Source organism: Kitasatospora cheerisanensis KCTC 2395 (assembly GCF_000696185.1).
GTDB lineage: Bacteria > Actinomycetota > Actinomycetes > Streptomycetales > Streptomycetaceae > Kitasatospora > Kitasatospora cheerisanensis.
On record NZ_KK853997.1, the window covers coordinates 1,880,818 to 1,903,800 of the forward strand.

Genomic DNA, 22,983 nt, shown 5'->3' on the forward strand with positions numbered 1-22,983 from the left:
ACGGCTGGTTCGGGTGGGTGGACGGTAGGTGTCCAGCCTGCGGCCCCGGGGTCGTGGTCGCCTGTCGGCGTGGGCCGCCCGCGCGGGGCGCGGGCGGCTCCTGACGGTCCGTCAGGCCTTGGGGGCGGCGAGGGTCTCCCGGGCGGCGCGGATCGATTCCTTGAGGGAGCCCATGGTGGCGAGCACGGCGGTGGGCTCGTACCCGCAGTGGGCCATGCAGTTGTCGCAGCGCGGGTCGCGGCCGCGGCCGTACTTGTCCCACTCGGTCTTCTCGATGAGTTCCCGGTAGGTGGGGACGTAGCCGTCGGACATCAGGTAGCAGGGGCGCTGCCAGCCGAACAGGGAGTAGTTGGGGATGCCCCAGGCGGTGCACTCGAAGTCGACCTTGCCTTCGAGGAAGTCCAGGAACAGTGGGCTGTGGTTGAGCCGCCAGCGGCGGCGGTTGCCGCCGGCGAAGGCCTTCCGGAACAGCTCGCGGGTCTGTTCGACGCCGAGGAAGTGGTCCTGGTCGGGGGCCTTCTCGTACGCGTAGGCCGGGGAGATCATCATCTCGTCGACCTTGAGTTCGTCGTTCAGGAAGTCCAGCACCTCGACCACGGTCTGCGCGGTGTCGGTGTTGAAGAAGGTGGAGTTGGTGGTGACCCGGAAGCCCCGCCGCTTGGCCTCCTTGATCGCCTCCACGGCCTCCGCGAAGGTGCCTTCCTTCGCCACCGAGGCGTCGTGCCGCTCCTCCAGGCCGTCGATGTGCACGGCGAAGGTGAAGTACGGCGACGGGGTGAACAGGTCGAGCTTCTTGCGCAGCAGCAGCGCGTTGGTGCACAGGAAGACGTACTTGCGGCGGGCCACCAGCTGCCGGACGATCTCGTCGATCTGCGGGTGCATCAGCGGTTCCCCGCCGGCGATGGAGACCATCGGGGCGCCGCACTCCAGGACCGCGCCGACCGCCTGCGCGACCGGCATCCGCTGCTTGAGCACCCCCGCCGGGTGCTGGATCTTGCCGCAGCCCTCGCACTTCAGGTTGCAGGCGAACAGCGGCTCCAGCTCCACGATCAGCGGGAACTTCTCCCGGCGCTTCAGCTTCTGCTGCATGAGGTAGGTGGACACGCGGATGGTCTGACGCAGCGGCATGGCCATGGCTTAGCTCGCCTCCTGAGGGAGCGTCGAGGGCTGTGGGGACGTCAGCGGACGGGGCGCGGCGGCCAACTGCCGGTGCCACGCGGTGAGCGCGGGGACGGCGGCGCGCAGCACCCGCCAGGCGCGGAACCCGGCGGGCAGGGTGCCGGGGCGGACGAGTTCCCGCTCGGGGGTGTCGACCACCACCCGCAGCACCGCGGCGGGCAGGTCGGGGGCGTGGGCGGCGCGGGCGGCGAGCACCGCGGCGGCCTCCATGTCGACGGCGAGCGCGCCCTCGGCGTGCAGCCGGACCCGTTCGGCGCCGCGCACCACGTGGTCGGCGGTGCGGTGGGTGCCGAGGTGGACCCGCAGTCCGGCCTCCTCCAGGGCGGTGGCCAGCTCGGGCGCGGTGCCCAGCGGGTGGTCGGCGCCCTCGGGGTCGGTGACCCGGTCGGCGACGATCACCTCGCCGGGGCGGACCCCGGGGCCGACCGCGGCGCCGAACCCGGCGACCAGCAGCGCCCCGTAGCCGCCGACCTCCAGCAGGGCGGCGGCCCGCGGCCCGGCGGCCCGGCGGCCCATGCCGGTGCGGGCCAGCACCGGGGTCCGCCGGCCGCGCCGGACCAGTCGCCGCCGCGCAGCGCCCAGGCCTCGGGCCGAGCGCGCACAGCACCAGCAGGGGCGCGTTCATCGGTCACCGCCCCGGCCGAGCGGGGCGTCGTGCACGTACCGGCCGAGCGCGGTGACCGGGAAGACCAGGCGGTACAGGTGGTAGTTGATGGAGAAGTCCCAGGGGAAGCCGGTGCCGGTGAACTGGGGTTCGTCCCAGCTGCCGTCGGGGCGCTGGGTGCGGGTGAGCCAGGCGATGCCGCGCTCGACGGTCTCGGAGTCGCGTTCGCCGGCGGCGAGCAGCGCCATCAGGGCCCAGGCGGTCTGCGAGGCGGTGGAGTCGCCGCGGCCGGCCCAGGTGGCCGGGTCCTCGTAGGAGCGCATGTCCTCGCCCCAGCCGCCGTCGGTGTTCTGCCGGCCGGTCAGCCAGCGGACGGCGCGGCGGACCGCGGGGTGGTCGGGGGAGATCCCGGCGGCGATCAGGGCGGGCACCACGGAGCCGGTGCCGTAGATGTAGTTGGTGCCCCAGCGGCCGAACCAGGAGCCGTCGGGCTCCTGGTGGCGGAGCAGCCAGGCGAGGCCGCGGCGGGCGCGGGGGTCGCGGGAGCGGCCGGTCTCGGCGAGCATCTCGACCATGTGCGCGGTGACGTCGGCGGAGGGCGGGTCGATGACCTCGCCGAAGTCGCAGAACGGCAGCTTGTTGGGGAGCCGGCTGGTGTTGTCGGCGTCGAACGCGCCCCAGGCGCCGTCCTTGGACTGCATGCCGAGGCTCCAGCCGACGGCCCGTTCGACGGCGCCGGCCAGCCGGGGCCGGTCGGGGTGGTCGATGCGGCGCAGGGCGAGCACCACCTCGGCGGTGTCGTCGACGTCCGGGTAGGTGTCGTTCTGGAACTCGAACGCCCAGCCGCCGGGGTCGAGCCGGGGCCGCTTGACCGACCAGTCGCCGCGGGTGGTGACCTCCTCTCCGAGCATCCAGTCGCCGGCCCGGACCAGGGCGGGGTGGTCGCCGGGCAGTCCGGCGTCGCGCAGCGCGATGGCGGCGAGGCAGGTGTCCCAGACCGGGGACTGGCAGGCCTCCATCCAGCGCTTGCCGTCCTCGGTGTGCACGGTGAAGGAGTCGAACGCGGCGAGGCCGGCCTTCATCACGGGGTGGTCGAGCCGGTAGCCGAGCAGCCGCAGCGCGATCAGCGAGTACACGGCGGGCGGCTGGATGCCGCCCCAGCAGCCGTCGGCCTCCTGCCGTTCGACGATCCAGGCGGCGGCCTGCCGCAGCGCGAGCCGGCGCACCGGTTTGATGGCGTGCCGGTGGTAGCGGTGCATCAGCTGGTCGAGCCGCTGGAAGAGGCCGTCCCAGGTGTGCGCGGGGGCGAGCGGCCGGTCGGGGTAGGGGTGGGCCGGGTCGGTGTGCAGTTCGGTGAGGTCGAACGGGGCGGGCCGGACCGGGCGGTGGGCGGAGACCACGGTGAGCGGGACGATGGTCTGCCGGGCCCACTGGCCGAAGGAGTAGATGTTCAGCGGCGCCCAGCTGGGCAGGAACAGCACTTCGGGCGGGAGTTCGGGGAGCTTCGCCCAGGGCCACCAGCCGAACAGGGCGAGCCAGATCCGGGTGAAGACCCGGGTGGCGGCGATGCCGCCGTGTTCCCGGACGTGGGCGGCGGCGGCCCGCATGTGCGGGGCGTCGGGGGCGTCCCCCGCGAGCCGGAGGGCGACGTACGCCTCGACGGTGGTGGACAGTTCGGGCGGGCCGCCGTGGAAGGTGGCCCAGGTGCCGTCCTCCCGCTGCCGGGAGCGGATCCAGGCCGCGGTGGCCCGGGTCTGCTCCTCGGTGCGGATGCCCAGGAACTGGCGGAGCAGCAGGTCTTCGGCGTCCATGGTGACGTTGGTCTCCAGGTCGCCCTTCCACCAGCCGTCGGCGTGCTGGAGTGACAGCAGGTGTGCGGTGGCTCGGCTGAGCGCCGCCGCGGGTGAGGAATCGTCAGATCGTGTTACTGCAACTGAGGTTTGGGGTCCGAGCCTTCCACCCGCGGTTGCTGTCACTCTTACGTCACCTCTCTCTGACCACCACGAATTCGGCGAGTGCGACGAAGTGCTCGCGCACCTCGTCGGTCATGGGCACCTCGCCGAGCGCGGCGAGGGCGGTGTCGTACTGGCGGCGGGCCTCTTCCTGCGTCCAGGCCCGGCCGCCGGCCTGCTCGATCAGCGCGGCGCGGGCGGCGAGCTGCTGCTCGCTCTCCTCGCCGCGGCCGGTCGGGTCGGCCAGCTGTGCGGCCAGCTCGCGGGAGGCGGCGCCCCCCTCGGCCAGCGCGGCGCACACCGGGAGCGACTTCTTGCGCGACTGGAGGTCGCTCCAGTGCGGCTTGCCGGTCACTTCGGTGGCGCCCCAGATGCCCAGCAGGTCGTCCACCGCCTGGAACGCCAGGCCCAGGTGGTGGCCGTACCGCTGGAGCGCGTCGGAGATCCGGTCGTCGGCGCCGGCCAGGACCGCGCCGATCGCCGCGGAGGCCGCCAGCAGGGCGCCGGTCTTGCCGCCCTCCATGGTCAGGCACTCCTCGACCGTCACCACGTCACGCTGTTCGAACGAGACGTCCAGGGCCTGGCCGTCGATCAGCCGCCGGGTCGCGGTGGTGATCAGGCGGACGGCGCGGGCGGCGTCGGTCGGGGTGGCCCCGCCGGTCACCGCGGCGTCCAGCAGGACCTCGGTGCCGAGGGTGGCCAGCGCGTCGCCGACCAGCACGGCCTGCGCCGGGCCGAACACCGTCCAGGCGGTGGCCCGGTGACGCCGTGTCTCGTCACCGTCCATCAGATCATCATGGAGGAGGGAGAAATTGTGGACCAGTTCCACCGACACGCCGCCCGGTACGCCCACCTGCGCGTCCGCGCCCACCGCTTCGGCCGACAGCAGGGCCAGCGCGGGGCGCACCGCCTTGCCGCCGTCACCCGCCGCGGGCCTGCCGTCGCGGTCGATCCAGCCGAAGTGGTACGCCGCGACGGTGTCCATCGGGGCGGCCAGCCGGGCGACCGCCTCGCGCATCGGCGGCGTGCAGAGCGTGCGCCCGCGCGCCAGCAGGTCCAGGACCGTCGGGGTGTCCCTGACCGTCGAGCCGGTGCGTGCCTCCACGTGCGTTCCCTCTCGGTACGTCTGGCCGGCCGCGAACGGCGGCCGGCCGGGTGCGATGTCGGTGGTCGGGTAGCGGCGGGTGGCCGTCATCGGGGCCACCGCCCGTCCGCCCGGTCGACGGGGAGCCGGCCGGTGCCGGCCAGCGCCGCGTCGGCCGCGGCGTGGCCGCTGCGCACGGCGCCCTCCATGGTCGCGGGCCAGCCGGTGGCCGTCCAGGAGCCGGCCAGCAGGATGCCGGGGACGTCGGTGCGCGCGCCGGGGCGCAGCCGGGCGGTGCCGGGCGCCGGGTCGAAGGTGGCGGTGCGCTCGCGGGTGACGAAGAAGTCCAGCACCTGCGCGCCGCGGGCGGCGGGCAGCAGCCGGGCCAGCTCGGGCAGGTAGCGCTCGCGCAGCTCGGCGACCGGCAGGTCGATCTCGTCCTCGGCGGCGGACTGCGACACGGCCAGGTACTGGGCGCCGGGGACGGCCAGGCCGGAGTGCCGGGTGCGGTCGAAGACGAACTGCACCGGGGAGCCGATCGCCGCGAAGAACGGGCGGCGGATCATCGGCCGGTCGTAGATCACGTGCACGTTGAGGATCGGCGCGGTGCCGAAGTCGGCCAGCCGCTGCTGGCCGGGGATCGCGCCGGGCGGCAGCAGCGCGGCCGCGGTGTCCTGGGCGCCGGCCAGCACGACGGTGTCGGCGGTGAGCAGCTCGCCGCTCTCCAGCCGGACGGCGTGGGGTTCGGCGGCCTTCAGCTCGGCGGCCCTGGTGCGCAGCAGCACCCGGACGCCGGCCCGTTCGAGTTCGGCGCGGGCCCGGTCGTGGTGGATCTCGCCGAGCGGGGCGCGGGCGATGCCGATGTCGGCGGCGCCCGGGTCGGACAGCAGGCCGGTCTGGAACACCTTGGCCGCCAGCGCCATGGAGGTGCGGTCGGCGGTGGCGTTCAGGGTGGCGACGCCGACCAGGTCCCAGACCGCCTCGATGGTGGCCGGGGTCTGGCCGTGGCGGCGCAGCCACTCGCCGAAGGACAGGTCGTCGAGCGCCGGGTCGTCCAGGTCGAGGCCCTTGAGGGCGAGCGCGCCGCGCACCACCCGCAGCCGGTCGGCCGGGCCGAGGTGACGGTACGTGGCGAGGCTGCCCGCCAGGTGCAGCGGGACGGGCAGCGCGGCGCGGCGCAGCCGGCCGAGGCTGCGGGTGCCGTCGGCGGCGAGGCCGAGCACCGGGACGTCCAGCCGGTCCTGGAGGTCGACCAGGTGCTGGGCGCCGAGGCGGTCGATCAGGCCGCGGTAGGCGGTGCAGCAGCGCAGGTAGACGTGCTGGCCGTTGTCGACCGTCAGGTCGCCGCGCTTGAAGGAGAAGGCCAGGCCGCCGAGCCGGGGGCGGGCCTCCAGCAGGGTGGTGCGCACGCCGGCCTCGGCGAGCCGGAGCGCGGCGGTGATGCCGGCCAGGCCGCCGCCGACCACCACGGCGGTGCGCTGCCGCTGCGGCGTCGGCGTGCTCATCGGTCCTCCCGGACAGCAGTGGACTGAGGGCACAACAACGTGCGCGTGCGTCGTGATTCCCTGTTGACACAGCGTGACATAACTGGCGTGAGAATCAAGAACGCCCTCCGGCGAGCCCGGACAGTGCCACGTATGCCTTCTCCCAGCCGGGCAGCGAGACCCGGCCGCGGAGCACCGAGTGCGGGTCGGCGGAGATCCGGCCGAGCAGGCGGTGGTAGATACCGGCCATCGCGGCGGTGGCGGCGCGGCTGCGGCGGTCGAGCATCGGCAGCAGCCGCAGGCCCTCGGCGAAGGCCTGCTGGGCGCGGTCGGCCTCGAAGGCGACCAGGCCGGTGAAGTCGGCGCCGACCGGGAGCTGCGGGAGGGCGAAGCCCTGCTGGCAGCCGAACCGGGCGAGGTCCTCGGCGGGCAGGTAGGTGCGGCCGTTGAGGGCGTCCTCGCGCAGGTCGCGCAGGATGTTGGTGAGTTGCAGGGCGAGGCCCAGGGTGTCGGCGTACTCGGCGCCGCGCTCCCAGTCCTCGCAGCCGTAGACGCCGAGCGAGAGCCGGCCGATCGAGCCGGCCACGCAGCGGCAGTAGACCTTGAGCTCGTCGAAGGTCCGGTACTCGACGCCCTTGAGGTCCATCTCGACGCCGTCGATCAGCTCGTCGAAGCCGCCGAGCGGGATCGGGAAGCGGCGGGCGGCGTCGGCCAGCGCGACCTTGATCGGGTCGGTGTCGTCCTCGCCGACGGCGCCGGCCCGGATCTCGTCCAGCAGGGCCCGGGTGCGGGCCAGCGCCTCGGTCTTCTGTTCGGCGGGCAGTTCGCCGTCGCCGATGTCGTCGACCCGGCGGGCCAGCGCGTACAGCGCGGACATCGCCAGCCGCTTGGCCTCGGGCAGCAGCCGGATGCCGTAGCTGAAGTTGCGGGCCTGCAGGGCGGTGACCGCCTCGCAGTACCGGTAGGCCGCCATGACCGGCGCGGACGCCAGTGGTGATGCCCCCACGCGGGCGCTCACCTTCCCTTCGCGAAAAGTGCCGCCGCCCGGCCGGCCAGGCGGCGCTTGTCCGGCTTCGCCCGGTGCGCGAGCACGTCGAACCCGGCCGCCGCGATGGCGTCCAGGGCCGCGTACCCGCCGGCGGTGAATCCCGCCAGCAGCAGTCGAAGCCTCCCGTGAACCGTACCTACCAGCGGTGCGCCGCGGTCGAGCAGGGTCCGGGCCCGGCTCGCCTCCCAGGCGATCAGCTGCCGCACTTCGCGGGAGGCGGCGGGGGCGGCGAGGTCCTGTTCGGTGACGCCGAAGGTGGCGAGGTCCTCCTGCGGGAGGTAGATCCGGCCGCGGTCGAGGTCCTCGGCGACGTCCTGCAGGTGTTCGACGAGCTGCAGCGCGGTGCAGATCGCGTCGGAGAGTTCGATCCGCTCGGGGGTGGCGCGGCCGGCCAGGGCGAGCACCAGGCGGCCGACCGGGTCGGCGGACAGCGTGCAGTAGTGCAGCAGGTCGTCGTAGGTCGGGTAGCGGGTGGTGGTCTGGTCGACCCGGTTGGCCTCGATGAGCCGGCGGAACGGCTCGGGGGTGACGGCGTGCTGTTCGATCAGCGGGACCAGGCGGCGCATCAGCGGGTGACGGGGTTCGCCGGCGGCGGTGCCGAGCACGGTGCCGCCCTGGGCGCGGTCGTCGCCGAGGGCGGTGGCGAAGGCCCGGTCGAGGTCGCGTTCGAGGCCGTCCAGCAGCGCGAGCCGGAAGCCGTCGTCCGCGGGCCGGCCGGGGACGTCGAGCAGCTGGGCGACGGCGGCGGGGTCGGCGAGGTCGCCGTCGCCCGCGTCGTCGATCAGCCGGGCGAAGCCGTAGACCGCCATCAGGTCGTCCCGCCAGGCCGCGGGCAGGAAGCCGGGGGCGACCGGGAAGTTCTCCAGGTCCGCCTTGTCCAGCGTCACCGCCGCTGTCTGGTTATCGGATTTGATTGAAGCCGACACTGCCGTCACTCCCCCGTTCTACACCGGTCCCGGCCGCCATCGCGCCTCGGACACGCTTCCGTCGCCGCGCCTTCACCCGCCGCACGGCACAGGGCCGGTGCCGGGGATCGTGCTCCCCGCGCACCGGCCCTGCGACCGTCGGCCGCGCCCCGGTCAGGGGCGCTCGCCCTTCTCGTACCGCCGGACCACCTCGTCGGTGTGCCCGTCCATGATCAGCTCGCCGTGCTCGATCCAGATGGTGCGCTCGCAGGTCTCGCGGATCGCGTTGTTGTCGTGGCTGACCAGGAAGACCGTGCCGGCCTCCTTGCGCAGCTCGTTGATCCGGGCCTTGGAGCGCTGCTGGAAGCCCTGGTCGCCGGTGGCGAGGGCCTCGTCGATCAGCAGCACGTCGTGGGTCTTCGCCGCGGCGATGGAGAACCGCAGGCGGGCGCCCATGCCGGAGGAGTAGGTGCGCATCGGCAGCGAGATGAAGTCGCCCTTCTCGTTGATGCCCGAGAAGTCCACGATGTCCTGGTAGCGGGCCCGCACCTGGGCCGGGGACATGCCCATCGCCAGGCAGCCCAGCACCACGTTGCGCTCACCGGTCAGGTCGTTCATCAGCGCCGCGTTCACGCCCAGCAGCGAGGGCTGCCCCTGGGTGTAGATGCCGCCCTTGGCGGTCGGCAGCAGGCCGGCGATGGCCGCCAGCATGGTCGACTTGCCGGAGCCGTTCGAGCCGATCAGGCCGACCGCCTCGCCCTTGTACGCGGTGAAGCTGATGCCGCGCACCGCGTGCACCTCGCGGATCGCGGGCGACTTCTTGCGCGTGATGATCCGGCTCAGCGCCGAGGTGGCGCTGCCCTTGCCGGAGCCGGCGCCGTGCACCTTGTAGACGATGTGCACGTCGTCCACGACCACGGTGGGGACCTGGGACTTGTCCACCGCAGTGGCCTCCTTCACGGTGTCGAGTGCTGCGTCAGCCACGGCCGTACTCCTCCTCGGCCTTCCAGAAGAACACGAAGCCGATCGCGAAGGCGACGACCGCCCAGCTGGTGGCCATGATCCAGATGTGGTCCGGCAGGATCAGCGCCTTCGGCAGCGCGTTGCCGTGGGCGTCCACCCCGCCCGGGTAGAGCGTCTTGTCGAAGCTCTCGGGCATGAAGGCGTAGCGGATCAGGTCCATGTAGACCACGGCCGGGTTCCACGAGTAGGCCGTCTGCCAGAAGGGCGGCCACTTCTCGATGAAGCTCGACACGCTGTACATCACGCCCGAGACGTACATCCAGGTGCGCAGCAGGAACGGCATCAGCTGCGAGATGTCGGAGGTCTTGGAGCCGATCCGGGCCATCACCAGGGCCAGGCCGGTGTTGAACATCGACTGGAGCACCAGCGCCGGGATGATCAGCAGCCAGGTGGCGCCCGGGGTGATGCCGTTCACCAGCACGATGACGACCAGCACGACCATCGAGATCAGCAGCTGCTGGAGCTGGATGATGGTGAAGGCGATCGGCAGGCTGGCGCGCGGGAAGTGCAGCGCCCGGATCAGGCCCAGGTTGTCGGAGATCGACCGGGTGCCGGCCTGGATCGCGCTCTGCGAGAACTGGAAGATGAAGACGCCGATGCACAGCCAGGCGATGTAGTTCGGGACGGTGTCCCGGTTGCTCATGATCAGGCCGAAGACCAGGTAGAACACCGCGCAGTTCAGCAGCGGGGTGAGCACCTGCCAGACCTGGCCGAGCTTCGCCGTGGTGTACTGCGCGACCAGCCGAGCGGTGGCGAACGCGCTGATGAAGGCCCGGCGGGCCCACAGCTGGCGGACGTACTCGGGCAGGCTCGGCCGCTTGCCGCTGACGGACAACCCGTACTTGTCCGCGAGCTGCTTGGGGGTCAGACCCGCGTCGGAACCCCTTGGCGCGGAGAGGTTGACCGGGTCACTCAGTGTCGACACATTCGTCCTTCAGGGGGTCGGAATCCGCTACCCGGGGGGACGGGGCAGGGGACCGGGGCGTACCACGAAGAGCTCTGGTTTGCGTGCGGGCGGCACGGGGAAGTACCGACCGGTTGCGATCAGATGATTGGCGGTCTGCCGAGCCTGGTCAAGCGCCAGACGGTGGACCACTTCATCGGCCGGCGCGGGCCGCAGGGCTCGCTCCAGCCTGCCCGGAACCCGCCGAGCCACGCCTTCAGCGCCGACCCGGAGGGCCGCCGGGCGAGCGTCAGCAGGAACCAGGTTCCCAGGTAGAGAGGCACCAACAGGGCCGGAAGGTTCCGTCGGGCCAGCCACACCCGGTTGCGGGCCACGTTGTGGAAGTACGTCGCGTGCCGGGCCGGCGAGGTCGCCGGGTGGAACAGCACCACGTCCGGGCGGTAGTCGATCGACCAGCCGGCGTCCAGCGCGCGCCAGGCCAGGTCGGTCTCCTCGTGCGCGTAGAAGAACTCCGCGGGCAACTGCCCGGCCTGCGGGAAGACCGCGCTGCGCACCGCGCTGGCGCCGCCCAGGAAGGTGGTGACCCGGGAGCCGCGCATCGGGTCGCTGGCCCGCAGCCGGGGGACGTGCCGGCGCTGGGTGGTTCCGGTCTCCGGGTCGGCGATCCGGAACGAGACGATGCCCAGGCCCGGATCGGCGGTGAACGCCTGCCGGAGCAGCTCGGCGGAGTCGGTGTTCGGCAGCAGGCCGTCGTCGTCGAGGAACAGCACCGCGTCGACGTCCCGGCCGTCCGGGCCGAACAGCTCGATGCCGACGTTGCGGCCGCCGGGGATGCCCAGGTTCTCGGGCAGCTCGACGCTGCGCACGCCCTCGGGCAGGGCGGGCAGCGGGGCGCCGTTGGCGACCACGGCGAGCTCGACCGGCGGGCCCTGCTGGGCGCGCACCGACTCGATCAGGGCGTTCAGCTCGGCGGGCCGGTTGCCCATGGTGATGATGACCGCGCCGAGGCGGAAGTCGTCGCTCATCGCAGCCTGCTCGACAGCACGATGGACAGCAGGTGCAGGACGGTCTGCAGCATCGCGATGGCGGCCAGCACGACCACGGCGAGGCGGGTGAAGAACAGGTCGCCGCGGACCGCGTCGGCGATGCCGGCGGCCAGGATGAACAGCGAGGCCTCGACCGCGCCGACCAGGCGGTGGAACTTCAGCAGCGAGGCGGCCCGGCGGGCCTTGGCGACGGCGTTGGAGCGCGGCACCGAGGCCTCGTCCGCGACGGCGGTCATCCCGGAGCGGGCCCGGGCGACGTCGACCAGGTCGGTCTCGGACTTGATCAGGATCGCGCCGAGCGCGGCCAGCGTGCCGAGGAAGGCCCACTGCCAGGCGGCGTGGTCGCCGTCGCGGTGCAGCAGGTCGGCGGCGCGCAGGCCGAGGCCGGTGAGCAGCGCGGCCTCGGACATGTAGTGGCCGACCCGGTCCAGGTAGACGCCGGTGAGCGAGGTCTGCCGGCGCCAGCGGGCGACCTCGCCGTCCACGCAGTCCAGCAGCAGGTAGACCTGGATCAGCACCGCGCCGAGGATCGCGCCGGTCAGGCCGGGGACCACCAGGGCGATGCCGGCCAGGATGCCGGTCAGCATCATCAGGTAGGTCAGGCCGTTGGGCGTGATCACGGTGACGGTCGACAGGATGCGGGTGATCCGCAGCGAGATCTTCCGCATGTAGAGGCGGCCGGCCCAGTGCTCGGCGCTGCGTCGCTGGAGCATGCCCTCGGGGTGGATGACCGCCCGGAGCTCCTCGATCGACGGGCGGCGGGTGAGGTCAACCGGCGGGCGTTCAGCTGTTGACGGCTTGGACATAGTCGGCGTACGCGTCCCTGATGTCTGTGGCGGAGAGGTCGAGGTGTTCGAGGATGGTGAAGCGCCCCGGTCTGGTGTTCGGAGCGTAGTGCACCGCTTCGGTGAACTCCGCCTCGGTGAAACCGATCTGATCGGCCGTCACCGGCAGGCCGTGGAAGCGCAGGCGCTCCACGACCAGTCCGGACAGGTCCCGCTCGCCCCGCAGGAAGCAGGCGAAGGCCGCGCCGAGGCCGACCTGCTCGCCATGCTGCGCGGACCGCTTGGGGTACAGCACGTCCAGGGCGTGCGAGATCTCGTGGCAGGCGCCCGAGCTGGGCCGGGTGCTGCCGGCGATGTTCATCGCGATGCCGGACAGTACCAGGGCTTCCGCGAGCGTCGTCAGCAGGTCCGGGTCCTCCAGGGTGCCCGGGTGCCGCAGCAGGTTCTCGCCGGCCGCCCGGGCCATCGCCACGGCCAGTCCGTCGACCGGTTCGCCGGTGACGGCGTGCGACAGTTCCCAGTCCGCGCAGGCCGAGATGTTGGAGACGGCGTCGCCGATCCCTGCGGCCACGAACCGCTTCGGGGCCTTGGCGACCACGTCCAGGTCGACGATGATGCCGATCGGGCCGGGCACCCCGTAGGAGCCGCGGCCGGCGTCGTTGTCCAGGGTGGAGACCGGCGAGCAGATGCCGTCGTGGGCCAGGTTGGTGGCGACCGCGACCACCGGCAGGCCGACCCGGGCCGCGGCGTACTTCGCCACGTCGATGATCTTGCCGCCGCCGAGGCCGACCAGGGCGTCGTAGTGGCCGCGGCGGATCTCGTCGGTCAGCCGGACCGCGCTGTCCAGGGTGCCGTCGTCCACCTGGTACCAGTCGGCGCCGGGCAGCGCCGGCTCCAGGCGCTCGCGCAGCACGGCGCCGGAGCCGCCGCTGATCGCCACCGCGATCCGGCCGGCGCTGGACAGCCGCTGGTCGGCGAGGATGCCGCCGAGCGCGTCCAGCGCGCCGGCCCGCACCTCGACGAACACCGGCGAGGGCACCAGTCGGGTCAGTACCGGCACGCGATCTCCCGGGCCTTGGCCAGGTCGTCGTGGTTGTCGACCTCGACCCAGGAGACCTCGCCGATCGGCTGGACGTCGATGGTCAGGCCGCGGTCGACCATCTCCTGGTAGCCGTCCTCGTAGTACAGCTGCGGGTCGCGCTCGAAGACCGCCTTGAGGGCGTCGGCGAGGGCCGGGCCCGCGGACGGGTTGATCACGGTGACGCCGATGTACTCGCCGGTGGCGTCCAGCGGGTCCATCAGCTTGGTGATGCGGCGCACGCCGAGCTGCGGGTCGACGACGACCTTCATCTCCTCGTCGGCGAGCTTCTTCACGGTGTCCAGCGCCAGCAGGATGCCGGGGGCGCCGCCCTCCTTGATCCGGCGGTCGTTGCCGTCCAGCATGGTGCGCTGCACCGAGGCCGGGTGCACGGTGTCGCCGTTGGCGAGCAGCAGGCCCTCGCCGAACAGGTCGCGGGCGCACCACAGGGAGTAGGCGTTGTTCCACTCCTCGGCCTTGTCGTTCTCGACCAGGGTGAGCTTGACGCCGTACTTCTGCTCCAGCGCGTCCTTGCGGTCGTACACGGCCTCCTTGCGGTAGCCGACCACGATCGCGGCCTCCCGCAGGCCGACCTCGGCGAAGTTCCCGAGGGTCAGGTCGAGCACCGTCCGCTCCCCGTCGACCGGCACCAGCGCCTTGGGCAGCGTGTCGGTGTAGGGACGGAGCCGGCGGCCTGCGCCGGCGGCCAGGACGAGGCCGATCATGCGGGACTCCAGGGTCTCGGGTGCCGTCCGGCCCACCGGTGCGGGCCCGGGCGCCGGGACGCGGCCGCGGCTGCGGCGCGCCGTTGGGGCGCGTCTTGCGCAGCGCCCAGTCCCACTGATGGTAGGCGACCCCGGTCACCTGCCAGAACGCGCCCCGGGCAGGTCAGGCGATCATCCGCCGGTACCGGGCGGACGTCCGGCGACGCCGGGCGATCGCGGATCGAACAGTTCCGCCGGTCATCCGGTCGACGGGCCCGGCGGCGTGCGTCGTGGCCCCGGCCGTGCCGGGGCATGCGGCAGACTTGGGCCCCGACGCCGTCGGCGGACCGGCCGGTCCGGGCCGACGTGCGCGCAGCCGACCTCAGGACCGGGGTGGGCGGCCGCGGAGCCGCACCCGGTCCACGTGCCGAAAGGGGCATTGTGCCCATGAGCCCTGCCGTCAGCCGGACCGACGACCCCTCCTCGGAGCTCTCCGTCCCGTCCGCACCCGGGGAGATCCTGCTGGAGCTGGTCGACGACCACGGCGTGACCATCGGGACCGGGGAGAAGCTCTGGGCCCACCAGCAGCCGGGCCGGCTCCACCGCGCCTTCTCGGTGTTCCTGTTCGACCGGCAGGGCCGGCTGCTGCTGCAGCGCCGGGCGCTCGGCAAGTACCACTCGCCGGGCGTCTGGTCGAACACGTGCTGCGGCCACCCGTACCCGGGCGAGCAGCCGTTCGTGGCGGCCGCCCGCCGCACCACCGAGGAGCTGGGCGCGGCCCCGGCCCTGCTGTGCGAGGCCGGCACCGTCCGCTACGACCTGCCGGACGAGGCGTCCGGGCTGATCGAGCGGGAGTGGAACCACCTGTTCGTCGGGCTGGTCACCGCGGAGCTGGAGCCGGACCCGGAGGAGATCGAGGACACCCGGTTCGTCACCGCCGCCGAGCTGCGCGCGCTGCGGGCCGAGAAGCCGTTCTCGGTGTGGTTCGAGACCGTCTTCGAGGCCGCGCTGCCGGGGATCCGGGAGATCGCCGGCAACGACTGGTGACGGCCGTTCAGTAGTCCGGGTCCTCGTCGGGGTCGTCGCCGCAGCGGCCCGCCCCGGCGGGGCCCGTCCCGGGCAGCGGCAGGCTGGCCCAGATCACCTTGCCACCGGCCTCGGTCCGCTCCACGTCGCAGGCCCCGCCCGCCTGCAGGGTGACGCTCTTCACCAGCAGCAGCCCGCGCCCGCCCGGGCGGGCCGGGTCGCTCTCCTGCGCCTTCGGGCGGTACGGGTGACCGTCGACCACCGAGATCCGCACCCGGTCCGGGCCGATCTCCAGCTCGCAGTGCAGCTGCGGGGAGAGCACCGCGGCGTGCGTGACCGCGTTCGACACCAGCTCCGAGACGATCAGCAGCAGGTCGTCCACCAGCTCCTGGTAGCGCTCCCCCGCCATGCCCTGGGCGAGCAGCCGGTCCCGCACCGCGTGTCTGGTGCGCGGCACCGAGGACTCCTGCGCGGGGGCGGTGAACCGCCACACGCCGGGCTCCGGTCCCGCTGCGAACCGCCCCGGCCGGACCACCAGGTGGCCACGTCGGTGGCCGCCTTCTGCGCCTCTTCCACTGCACGCCGCCCTTCACGCGGTGACGGGAGCCGGCGGCAGCTGTCGGGACGGGGCGTTCCGCTCGGGGCTCCCTGGTCACCCGAGGCTAGGAGAGCACCGGCCGATGACCCGCACCGGGACAGGAATCACGCGTGTCGTGAAGGTTCTCGACCGATTCGGTGCACGCCCTGCCCCCTCCTGCCCGCCCAGGCTCGTCTTCTGCCCCGGACCCTCCGGCCCGCACCCCCGCCACCAGCGCTTTCACCCCCTCCCCCGCCCGCCTTGCCCGCTTGCGCCCGAATTGCCCCTCCCCGCCGCCGCAGGGCCTCGAAAACGCAGGTGAGAAGCAGTCCGGAAGCCTGGTAATGTTCTCTCTGTCGCCAGGGGGCAGCCGAAAGGAAGCCCCGAGGTGAACACCCGGTCCGGGTGGCGGAATGGCAGACGCGCTAGCTTGAGGTGCTAGTGCCCTTTATCGGGCGTGGGGGTTCAAGTCCCCCCTCGGACACAGATGCTGCGGGTCAGGAGAAATCCTGGCCCGCAGTTTTTGTTTGCCCGCAGCCTCCTCCGCCCGCGGCCTTGTCGGTGCGCGACCTCATTCGCCCGGTGCCCAGAAGCCTTCGGCGCGCCCCTCGGCGAGGCGGCCGCGGTAGGTGTCGACTTTGTGGTCGATGCGGGCCAGGTGGGACTGGAGTTCGGTGAGCCGGGCGGCGACCTCGGTGCGGTGGGCTTCGAGGAGGGCGAGGCGCTCGGGTTCGTTGCCGGGGCCGGCGGTGACGAGTTCGGCGTAGCGGCGGATGGTGCGGATCGGCATGCCGGTGGCGCGCAGGCGGGTGCAGAGGTCGATCCACCGCAGGTCGCGGGGGTGGTAGCGGCGGCGGCCGCCCGGGGTGCGGTCGACGGGGGTGACGACCAGGCCGGCGCGTTCGTAGTAGCGCAGGGTGTGGACGCTGACGCCGGTGCGTTCGGCGGCTTCGGCGATGGTCAGCCCCTCGGCGGGGGCCGCGGGTCGGGAGTTGATTTCGAGCACGCTCGAAATCGTAGCCTCGGCACGGTCGACCGGGCGGGGCAGCGCTGACGAGGGGTCAACTCCCGTACTGGTGACCGGTGGAGGAGTTGCGGTGTCCGAACTGGACGGCCGGCGGAAGCGGTTGGTGCTCGCGGTGTGCTGCGTGAGCATGGTGATGGTGGTCATGGACATCACGGTGGTGAACGTGGCACTGCCCGCGGTGCGGCGGGAGTTGGGGGCGTCGGTGCCGGCGCTGCAGTGGACGGTGGACGCGTACACGCTGGTGCTGGCGGCGTTCCTGCTGCCGGCGGGGGCGGCGGCGGACCGGTGGGGGCGGCGCCGGGTGTTCATGGTGGGGCTGGCGCTGTTCGGGCTGGGTTCGGCGCTGTGCGGGCTGGCGCCGGGCACGGGGGCGCTGGTGGGGGCCCGGGTCGTGCAGGCGGCGGGCGGGACGATGCTGAACCCGGTGGCGATGGCGATCGTGGCGACGGCCTTCCCGGAGCGGGAGGAGCGGGCCCGGGCGATCGGGGTCTTCGGGTCGGTGTCGGGGCTGTCGCTGGCCCTGGGCCCGGTGCTGGGCGGGGCGCTGGTGGACGCGCTGGGCTGGCGGGCGGTGTTCTGGGTGAACCTGCCGGTGGTGGCGGCGGGCCTGGCGGGGCGGCGCGCTGGGTGCCGGAGTCGCGGGCGGCGCGGGCGCGGCGGTTCGACCCGGTGGGGCAGCTGCTGGTGGTGGCGCTGCTGGGCGGGGTGGTGTTCGCGGTGATCGGGGCCGGCCGGGCGGGCTGGTCGGCGCCGGTGGTGTGGGGGCCGCTGGCCGGGCGGCGCTGGCGGTGCCGCTGCTGGGCCGGTGGGAGTCGCGGCGGGCGGACCCGCTGCTGGAGGTGCGGCTGCTGCGCAGCGCGCCGGTGCTGTCGGCGCTGGTGATGGCGTTCGCGGCGCTGTGCGCGTTCGGGGCGTTCCTGTTCGCGGTGACGCTGTACCTGCAGGGGGTGCGCGGGATGCCGGCGCTGCGGGCGGGGCTGTGCCTGGCGCCGGTGGGGGTGCTGATCGTGCTGCTGTCGCCGTGGACGGGCCGGACGGTGGGGCGGCGGGGGCCGCGGCTGCCGCTGCTGCTGTCCGGGTCGGCGCTGGCGCTGGCGGGCGGCCTGCTGCTGCTGGTGGGTCCGGGGACGCCGGTGCCGGCGCTGCTGGCGGTGTTCGCACTGGTGGGGGTGTTCCAGGGGACGGTGAATCCGCCGATCACGAACACGGCGGTGTCGGGGATGCCGGCCTCGATGGCGGCGCTGGCGTCCGCGCTGGCGTCGGCGGCCCGGCAGACGGGCTCGGCGGTGGGCGTCGCGGTGGCGGGCACGGTGCTCGCGGGCGGGGTGGCGGCGGGCGGTGCGGCGTTCACCGGGCGGCGCGCGGGTGTGGTGGCTGCTGGTGGCGGCGGGTGTGCTGATCGCGGTGCTCGGCGCGGCGGGGTCGGCCGCCGGGCCGGGGCGCCGGGCGCCCGGGGTGCCGAGGGGGCGGGTCAGGCGGCGCTGCGGGCGCAGTCGGCGCAGAGTCCGCGGTAGGTGACCTCGGCGGTGGTGATGGTGAAGCCGAAGCGCTCGGCGGAGGGGAGGGAGGCCAGCGGGTCGCCGGTGGGGTGGACGTCGCGGATGGTGCCGCAGGCGAAGCAGACCAGGTGCTGGTGCGGGCGGTGCGCGTTGGGGTCGTACCGCTTGGCGCGGCCGTCGGTGGCGACTTCGAGGACCTCGCCGAGGGCGACGAGCTCACCGAGCGTGTTGTAGACGGTGGCGCGGGAGATCTCGGGGAGGCGTTCGGCGGCGCGCGCGTGCACCTCGTCCGCCGTCAGGTGGACGTGGTCGCCGTCGAGCACTTCGGCCACCACGCGGCGCTGGGAGGTCAGTCGCCACCCTCGGTCACGCAGCCGTTCCAGCAGGTCACTCATCTTGTTCATCCATTCAGCTCAACAGACGCCCGAACTGTACAGGGGGCGCGGCGACGCGCCCGAGTCGAGCGGAACCACCACCCGATCGACCAGCTTCTTGACTTAGACTGTGTCTATCTTAGGATCGACTCCGGCGAACAGCCAAGATCCCGTTGCAGAGTGCGATCCGCCCGACCCGGAGGGACTCCCATGCCCGAGAACGACGACGCCATCGTCACCGACCCCAAGTCCGAGGGTGCGGGCGGCTGCCCGGTCGCGCACGGCCGCGCGCCCCATCCGACCCAGGGCGGCGGCAACCAGCAGTGGTGGCCGAACCGGCTGAACCTGAAGATCCTGGCGAAGAACCCGGCGGTGGCGAACCCGCTGGGCGCGGACTTCGACTACGCCGAGGCGTTCAACAGCCTCGACCTGCCCGCCGTCAAGCGGGACATCGAGCAGGCGCTCACCACCTCGCAGGACTGGTGGCCGGCCGACTTCGGCCACTACGGCCCGCTGATCATCCGGATGGCCTGGCACAGCGCCGGCACCTACCGGATCTCCGACGGCCGCGGCGGCGCGGGCGCCGGCCAGCAGCGCTTCGCCCCGCTGAACTCGTGGCCGGACAACGCCAACCTGGACAAGGCCCGCCGGGTGCTGTGGCCGGTGAAGAAGAAGTACGGCAAGAACCTCTCCTGGGCCGACCTGCTGATCCTCGCGGGCAACGTGGCGCTGGAGTCGATGGGCTTCGAGACCTTCGGCTTCGGCGGCGGCCGGGCCGACGTCTGGGAGGCCGACGAGGACGTGTACTGGGGCCCGGAGACCACCTGGCTCGGTGACGAGCGCTACACCGGCGACCGCGACCTGGAGGACCCGCTGGGCGCCGTCCAGATGGGCCTGATCTACGTCAACCCGGAGGGCCCCAACGGCAACCCGGACCCGGTCGCGGCGGCCCGCGACATCCGCGAGACCTTCCGCCGGATGGCGATGAACGACGAGGAGACCGTCGCGCTGATCGCCGGCGGCCACACCTTCGGCAAGACCCACGGCGCCGGCCCGGCGGACAACGTCGGCGACGCCCCCGAGGGCGCCGGCCTGGAGGAGATGGGCCTCGGCTGGAAGAGCACCTACGGCTCCGGGAAGGCCGGCGACGCGATCACCTCCGGCCTGGAGGTCACCTGGACCAACACGCCGACCACCTGGGACAACTCCTTCTTCGAGATCCTGTTCGGCTACGAGTGGGAGCTGACCAAGTCCCCGGCCGGCGCGCACCAGTGGAAGCCGAAGGACGGCGCCGGCGCGGGCACCGTGCCGGACGCCTTCGACCCGCAGAAGAAGCACGCCCCGCAGATGCTCACCACCGACCTGTCGCTGCGCTTCGACCCGGTGTACGAGCAGATCTCCCGCCGCTTCCTGAACGACCCGGCGGCGTTCGCGGACGCCTTCGCCCGCGCCTGGTACAAGCTGACGCACCGTGACATGGGCCCGGTCGTCCGCTACCTCGGCCCCGAGGTGCCCTCCGAGGAGCTGATCTGGCAGGACCCGCTGCCGCAGGCGCAGGGCGAGCCGATCGACGCGGCGGACGTCGCGGTGCTGAAGGAGCGGGTGCTGGCCTCCGGCCTGACGACCGCTCAGCTGGTGTCCACCGCCTGGGCGTCGGCGGCCTCGTTCCGCGGCAGCGACAAGCGCGGCGGCGCGAACGGCGCCCGGGTGCGCCTGGAGCCGCAGCGCGGCTGGGAGGTCAACGACCCGGAGCAGCTGGCGCAGGTGCTGCGGGTGCTGGAGGGCATCCAGGCGGCGTTCAACGCGGAGGGCGGCAAGCAGGTCTCGCTGGCCGACCTGATCGTGCTGGCCGGCACCGCGGCCGTCGAGCGGGCCGCGCAGGCCGGCGGCGTGGACGTCGAGGTGGCCTTCCACCCGGGCCGGGTCGACGCCACCCAGGAGAAGACCGACGTGGAGTCGTTCGCCGCGCTGGAGCCGAAGGCCGACGGCTTCCGCAACTACCTGGGCAAGGGCAGCCGGCTGCCCGCCGAGTACCTGCTGGTGGACCGGGCGAACCTGCTGAACCTGTCCGCCCCCGAGATGACCGCGCTGGTCGGCGGCCTGCGGGTGCTGGGCGGCAACCACGGCGGCTCGCAGCACGGCGTGTTCACCGACCGTCCGGGCGTCCTGAGCAACGACTTCTTCGTCAACCTGCTCGACATGGACACCGCCTGGGCGCCGGTCGCCTCCGACAACACCCTGTTCGAGGGCCGGGACGCCTCCGGTGCCGTCAAGTGGACCGGCACCCGGGCCGACCTGGTGTTCGGCTCCAACTCGGAGCTGCGCGCGGTGGCCGAGGTGTACGCCTCGGACGACGCCAAGGAGAAGTTCGTCAAGGACTTCGCCGCCGCGTGGACCAAGGTGATGGACCTGGACCGCTTCGACCTGGTCTGAGCACGAGTACGGCGAAGGCCCGGTTCCGCGCGAGCGGGGCCGGGCCTTCGCCGTGCGGGCGTCAGCGGCGCAGTTCCAGGGTGCAGCACTTGACGGCGCCGCCGGCCCGGAGCAGTTCGGTCAGGTCGACGCCGATCGGGGTGAAGCCGCGGTCGCGGAGCTGCTCGGCGAGGCCGGTGGCGGCCTCGGGGAGGATCACGTTCGCCCCGTCGGAGACGGCGTTCAGGCCGAACACCTTCGCCGCGTCGGCGTCGGCCAGGACCGCGTCCGGGTAGAGGCGCTCCAGCACCGCGCGGGACTCGGCGTCGAACGCCGGCGGGTGGTACATGATCTCGTCGTCGTCGAGGACGGCGAGCGCGGTGTCCAGGTGGTAGTAGCGCGGGTCGACCAGCCGCAGGGTGACCACCTCGCGGCCGAGGAAGGACTGCGCCTCGGCGTGCGCGGCGGTCTCGGTGCGGAAGCCGGTGCCGGCCAGGATCCGGTCGCCGGCCACCAGCAGGTCGCCCTCCCCCTCGTTGATCTGCTCGGGGTCGCGCACCTGCCAGCCCCGGTCGCGGAACCAGTCGGCGTACGCGGGGCCCTCGGCGGTGCGCTCGGGGTACCGGAAGCGCGCGCCGAGCACCCTGCCGTCGACCACGGTGGCGCCGTTGGCGGCGAACACCATGTCCGGCATGCCCGGCAGCGGGTCGATCAACTCGACGGTGTGGCCCAGGCGTTGGAAGAGCGCGTAGAGCTCGTCCCACTGCGCGAGGGCGGTGTCGGTGTCGGTGGGCTTGGCCGGGTCCATCCACGGGTTGATCGAGTAGTCGACGGTGAAGTGCGCGGGCCGGCACATCAGGTAGTGGCGCGGGCGGGCGGTTCGCGGCGACACGGTGGTGTCTCCTTCCGGGCGGGACGCGGCAGCTGACGGTCGGTCGGCTGCGCGCCGGACGGGGCTGGGCCTTGGGATGGGGTCAACTGGGGTCAACTGCCGACGGACTGCGGGAAGTCGAACAGTCCGTCCGGGTCGTGGCGGCGCTTGACGGCGACCAGCCGCGGATAGTTCGCACCGTAGTAGGCCGTCCGCCAGTCTCGCAGGTCCGGGTCGGTGAAGTTCAGGTACGCACCGCCGGTCGCGTGTGCGGCGATCAGGTGATCGAGAGCGGCCAGCCAGCCGAGCTGCGGGGCCGGCTCCTCGCCGGGCAGCCAGGAGGTGTCGAGGCTGATCAGGTACTGCGCGTCGCGGTGCACGAAGGCGGTCGCCGCCGGGCCCACCCGGTTGATCGCGCCGCCCCAGCCGAACAGGGCGAAGCCGCAGCCGTCCGGGTTTCCGCTCGGGGGCGCGGCGGCGAGGTGGGCGAGCGCCTGCGCGACGGCCTCCGGCGGCAGCGGGTCGACGGCGAAGTGCGTGCGGACGGCGAACGCCCCGCCGGCGGTCTCGTGCTGCAGGTAGTCCATCGCGTCCCAGAAGTCCCGGTCGGCGATGTCCGCCCGGGACGGCGGGCCGGCGGCGAAGGCCGGCGCGAGGATGTCGCGCAGCTCGGCGGCCGGGCCGAGGTGCAGGCCGACGACCGAGACCAGCGTCCGCCCGCCCGAGGTGGCGACGCCGAGGCGCAGCGAGACCTCCTCCGGGGCGGTGCGCATCAGCTCCTGGACGGCCTCGAACACGGCGGGCGCGTGCGCGACCTCCCAGAGCAGCAGGCAGGTCGACGCGGCCGGGGCGGGGACCGCCTGGAAGGTCAGGTCGAGGTTGATGCCGAAGTTGCCGCCACCGCCGCCCCGGCAGGCCCAGAACAGGTCCTCGTTCTCGGTGCCGTCGCAGGTCAGCACCGTTCCGGCGGCGGTGGCCAGGGTGGTGGCGCGCAGCGTGTCGGCGGTCAGGCCGAGCCGGCGGGAGGTGGCGGCGGAGCCGCCGCCGAGGGCCAGCCCGGCGATCCCGACGGTTGCGCCGTTGCCGAGCGGCAGCGCGAGGCCGTGCGGCCGCAGCGCGGCGTACAGCGCCCCGGTGAGGACGCCGCCGCCGACGGTGACCAGCCCGCTCCCGGGGTCGACGGCGATCCCGTCTAGTGCCCGCAGGTCCACCACCAGCCCGGAGTTGACGGAGTGTCCGGCGTACGAGTGCCCGCCTCCGCGCGGCACGATCGGCACCCCGGTCTCCCGCGCCCACTCCACGGCCCGCACCACGTCCGCCGGCCCGGCCGCCCGCAGCACGGCCCCGGCGCCCGGTCCGCCCACCGCTCGTTGAACGCGGCCGACGACTCCCGGAACCCCC

General features: G+C 73.3%; 22 protein-coding genes and 1 tRNA gene. 5 read left to right on the top strand and 18 right to left on the bottom strand.

Going from position 1 to position 22,983, the window contains the following annotated elements; genetic code table 11:
* Positions 1-111 precede the first annotated feature (111 nt).
* From hpnH to KCH_RS08545, 13 genes are all read right to left on the bottom strand, one after another.
* Complete coding sequence (hpnH, locus tag KCH_RS08485; RefSeq protein WP_035860865.1) at positions 112-1,134, bottom strand: adenosyl-hopene transferase HpnH; 1,023 nt, start codon at positions 1,132-1,134, stop codon at positions 112-114.
* 3 nt (positions 1,135-1,137) lie between these two features.
* Positions 1,138-1,713, bottom strand: a complete 576-nt coding sequence (locus KCH_RS08490) for a phosphorylase family protein (protein WP_244305237.1) — start codon at positions 1,711-1,713, stop codon at positions 1,138-1,140.
* 87 nt (positions 1,714-1,800) lie between these two features.
* Complete coding sequence (gene shc, locus KCH_RS08495) at positions 1,801-3,759, bottom strand: squalene--hopene cyclase (RefSeq protein ID WP_035860882.1); 1,959 nt, start codon at positions 3,757-3,759, stop codon at positions 1,801-1,803.
* A gap of 7 nt (positions 3,760-3,766) precedes the next feature.
* Positions 3,767-4,930, bottom strand: a complete 1,164-nt coding sequence (locus tag KCH_RS08500; RefSeq protein WP_425268748.1) for a polyprenyl synthetase family protein — start codon at positions 4,928-4,930, stop codon at positions 3,767-3,769.
* Complete coding sequence (gene hpnE / locus KCH_RS08505; protein WP_035860898.1) at positions 4,927-6,324, bottom strand: hydroxysqualene dehydroxylase HpnE; 1,398 nt, start codon at positions 6,322-6,324, stop codon at positions 4,927-4,929. The genes KCH_RS08500 and hpnE overlap by 4 nt, the downstream gene beginning before the upstream one ends.
* Before the next feature lie 94 nt (positions 6,325-6,418).
* Positions 6,419-7,276, bottom strand: coding sequence for a presqualene diphosphate synthase HpnD (gene hpnD, locus KCH_RS08510; protein ID WP_051652891.1), 858 nt, complete (start codon positions 7,274-7,276; stop codon positions 6,419-6,421).
* A gap of 41 nt (positions 7,277-7,317) precedes the next feature.
* Positions 7,318-8,277: a squalene synthase HpnC gene (gene hpnC / locus KCH_RS08515; protein WP_035860905.1), complete on the bottom strand. Its 960-nt coding sequence runs from the start codon at positions 8,275-8,277 to the stop codon at positions 7,318-7,320.
* 153 nt (positions 8,278-8,430) lie between these two features.
* Positions 8,431-9,240: an ABC transporter ATP-binding protein gene (locus KCH_RS08520; protein ID WP_063750130.1), complete on the bottom strand. Its 810-nt coding sequence runs from the start codon at positions 9,238-9,240 to the stop codon at positions 8,431-8,433.
* On the bottom strand, positions 9,233-10,204 hold the full coding sequence (locus KCH_RS08525; protein ID WP_035860908.1) for an ABC transporter permease: 972 nt from the start codon (positions 10,202-10,204) through the stop codon (positions 9,233-9,235). Before KCH_RS08525 ends, KCH_RS08520 begins: the two co-directional genes overlap by 8 nt.
* Positions 10,205-10,323: 119 nt before the next feature.
* Positions 10,324-11,208, bottom strand: coding sequence for a glycosyltransferase family 2 protein (locus KCH_RS08530; RefSeq protein ID WP_035860910.1), 885 nt, complete (start codon positions 11,206-11,208; stop codon positions 10,324-10,326).
* Positions 11,205-12,035, bottom strand: coding sequence for a CDP-alcohol phosphatidyltransferase family protein (locus tag KCH_RS08535; protein ID WP_084223383.1), 831 nt, complete (start codon positions 12,033-12,035; stop codon positions 11,205-11,207). The genes KCH_RS08530 and KCH_RS08535 overlap by 4 nt, the downstream gene beginning before the upstream one ends.
* Positions 12,013-13,074, bottom strand: coding sequence for an iron-containing alcohol dehydrogenase family protein (locus KCH_RS08540; RefSeq protein WP_035860914.1), 1,062 nt, complete (start codon positions 13,072-13,074; stop codon positions 12,013-12,015). The genes KCH_RS08535 and KCH_RS08540 overlap by 23 nt, the downstream gene beginning before the upstream one ends.
* The gene (locus tag KCH_RS08545; RefSeq protein WP_035860916.1) at positions 13,062-13,817 is read right to left on the bottom strand and encodes a phosphocholine cytidylyltransferase family protein; all 756 of its coding nucleotides are present in this window, start codon (positions 13,815-13,817) and stop codon (positions 13,062-13,064) included. The genes KCH_RS08540 and KCH_RS08545 overlap by 13 nt, the downstream gene beginning before the upstream one ends.
* A gap of 420 nt (positions 13,818-14,237) precedes the next feature.
* Here KCH_RS08545 and idi point away from each other — a divergent pair, with 420 nt between their 5' ends.
* The gene (gene idi / locus KCH_RS08550; protein ID WP_035860918.1) at positions 14,238-14,843 is read left to right on the top strand and encodes an isopentenyl-diphosphate Delta-isomerase; all 606 of its coding nucleotides are present in this window, start codon (positions 14,238-14,240) and stop codon (positions 14,841-14,843) included.
* A 7-nt stretch (positions 14,844-14,850) separates the two neighbouring features.
* Here idi and KCH_RS08555 read toward each other — a convergent pair whose 3' ends face one another.
* Entirely contained in the window at positions 14,851-15,357 is a 507-nt protein-coding gene (locus tag KCH_RS08555; RefSeq protein WP_425268749.1) for an ATP-binding protein, read from the bottom strand.
* A gap of 441 nt (positions 15,358-15,798) precedes the next feature.
* Between KCH_RS08555 and KCH_RS08560 the strand changes: the two genes are divergently transcribed.
* Positions 15,799-15,883 (top strand) — tRNA-Leu (locus KCH_RS08560).
* 87 nt (positions 15,884-15,970) lie between these two features.
* Here the strand turns inward: KCH_RS08560 and KCH_RS08565 are convergent.
* On the bottom strand, positions 15,971-16,405 hold the full coding sequence (locus tag KCH_RS08565) for a MerR family transcriptional regulator (RefSeq protein WP_035860920.1): 435 nt from the start codon (positions 16,403-16,405) through the stop codon (positions 15,971-15,973).
* Positions 16,406-16,496: 91 nt separating this feature from the next.
* On the opposite strand from KCH_RS08565, the gene KCH_RS43270 reads away from it, so the two are divergent.
* Both KCH_RS43270 and KCH_RS43275 read left to right on the top strand, forming a co-directional pair.
* On the top strand, positions 16,497-17,147 hold the full coding sequence (locus tag KCH_RS43270; protein ID WP_051652893.1) for an MFS transporter: 651 nt from the start codon (positions 16,497-16,499) through the stop codon (positions 17,145-17,147).
* On the top strand, positions 17,050-17,940 hold the full coding sequence (locus KCH_RS43275) for an MFS transporter (RefSeq protein ID WP_341865477.1): 891 nt from the start codon (positions 17,050-17,052) through the stop codon (positions 17,938-17,940). The genes KCH_RS43270 and KCH_RS43275 overlap by 98 nt, the downstream gene beginning before the upstream one ends.
* On the opposite strand, the gene KCH_RS08575 is transcribed toward KCH_RS43275, so the two are convergent.
* Complete coding sequence (locus tag KCH_RS08575; protein WP_035871175.1) at positions 17,898-18,320, bottom strand: Fur family transcriptional regulator; 423 nt, start codon at positions 18,318-18,320, stop codon at positions 17,898-17,900. The two genes, KCH_RS43275 and KCH_RS08575, sit on opposite strands and share 43 nt — an antisense overlap.
* A 189-nt stretch (positions 18,321-18,509) precedes the next feature.
* Between KCH_RS08575 and katG the strand changes: the two genes are divergently transcribed.
* Positions 18,510-20,732 carry a catalase/peroxidase HPI gene (katG, locus tag KCH_RS08580; RefSeq protein ID WP_035860923.1) on the top strand — a complete coding sequence of 741 codons (2,223 nt, stop codon included), beginning with the start codon at positions 18,510-18,512 and terminating at the stop codon, positions 20,730-20,732.
* Between the two features lie 61 nt (positions 20,733-20,793).
* Here katG and ddaH read toward each other — a convergent pair whose 3' ends face one another.
* Both ddaH and KCH_RS08590 read right to left on the bottom strand, forming a co-directional pair.
* Positions 20,794-21,603 (bottom strand): dimethylargininase, encoded by an 810-nt coding sequence (gene ddaH, locus KCH_RS08585; protein ID WP_035860936.1) that lies wholly within the window; start codon positions 21,601-21,603, stop codon positions 20,794-20,796.
* A gap of 92 nt (positions 21,604-21,695) precedes the next feature.
* Positions 21,696-22,946 (bottom strand): FAD-binding oxidoreductase, encoded by a 1,251-nt coding sequence (locus KCH_RS08590; protein ID WP_244305239.1) that lies wholly within the window; start codon positions 22,944-22,946, stop codon positions 21,696-21,698.
* Positions 22,947-22,983 lie beyond the last annotated feature (37 nt).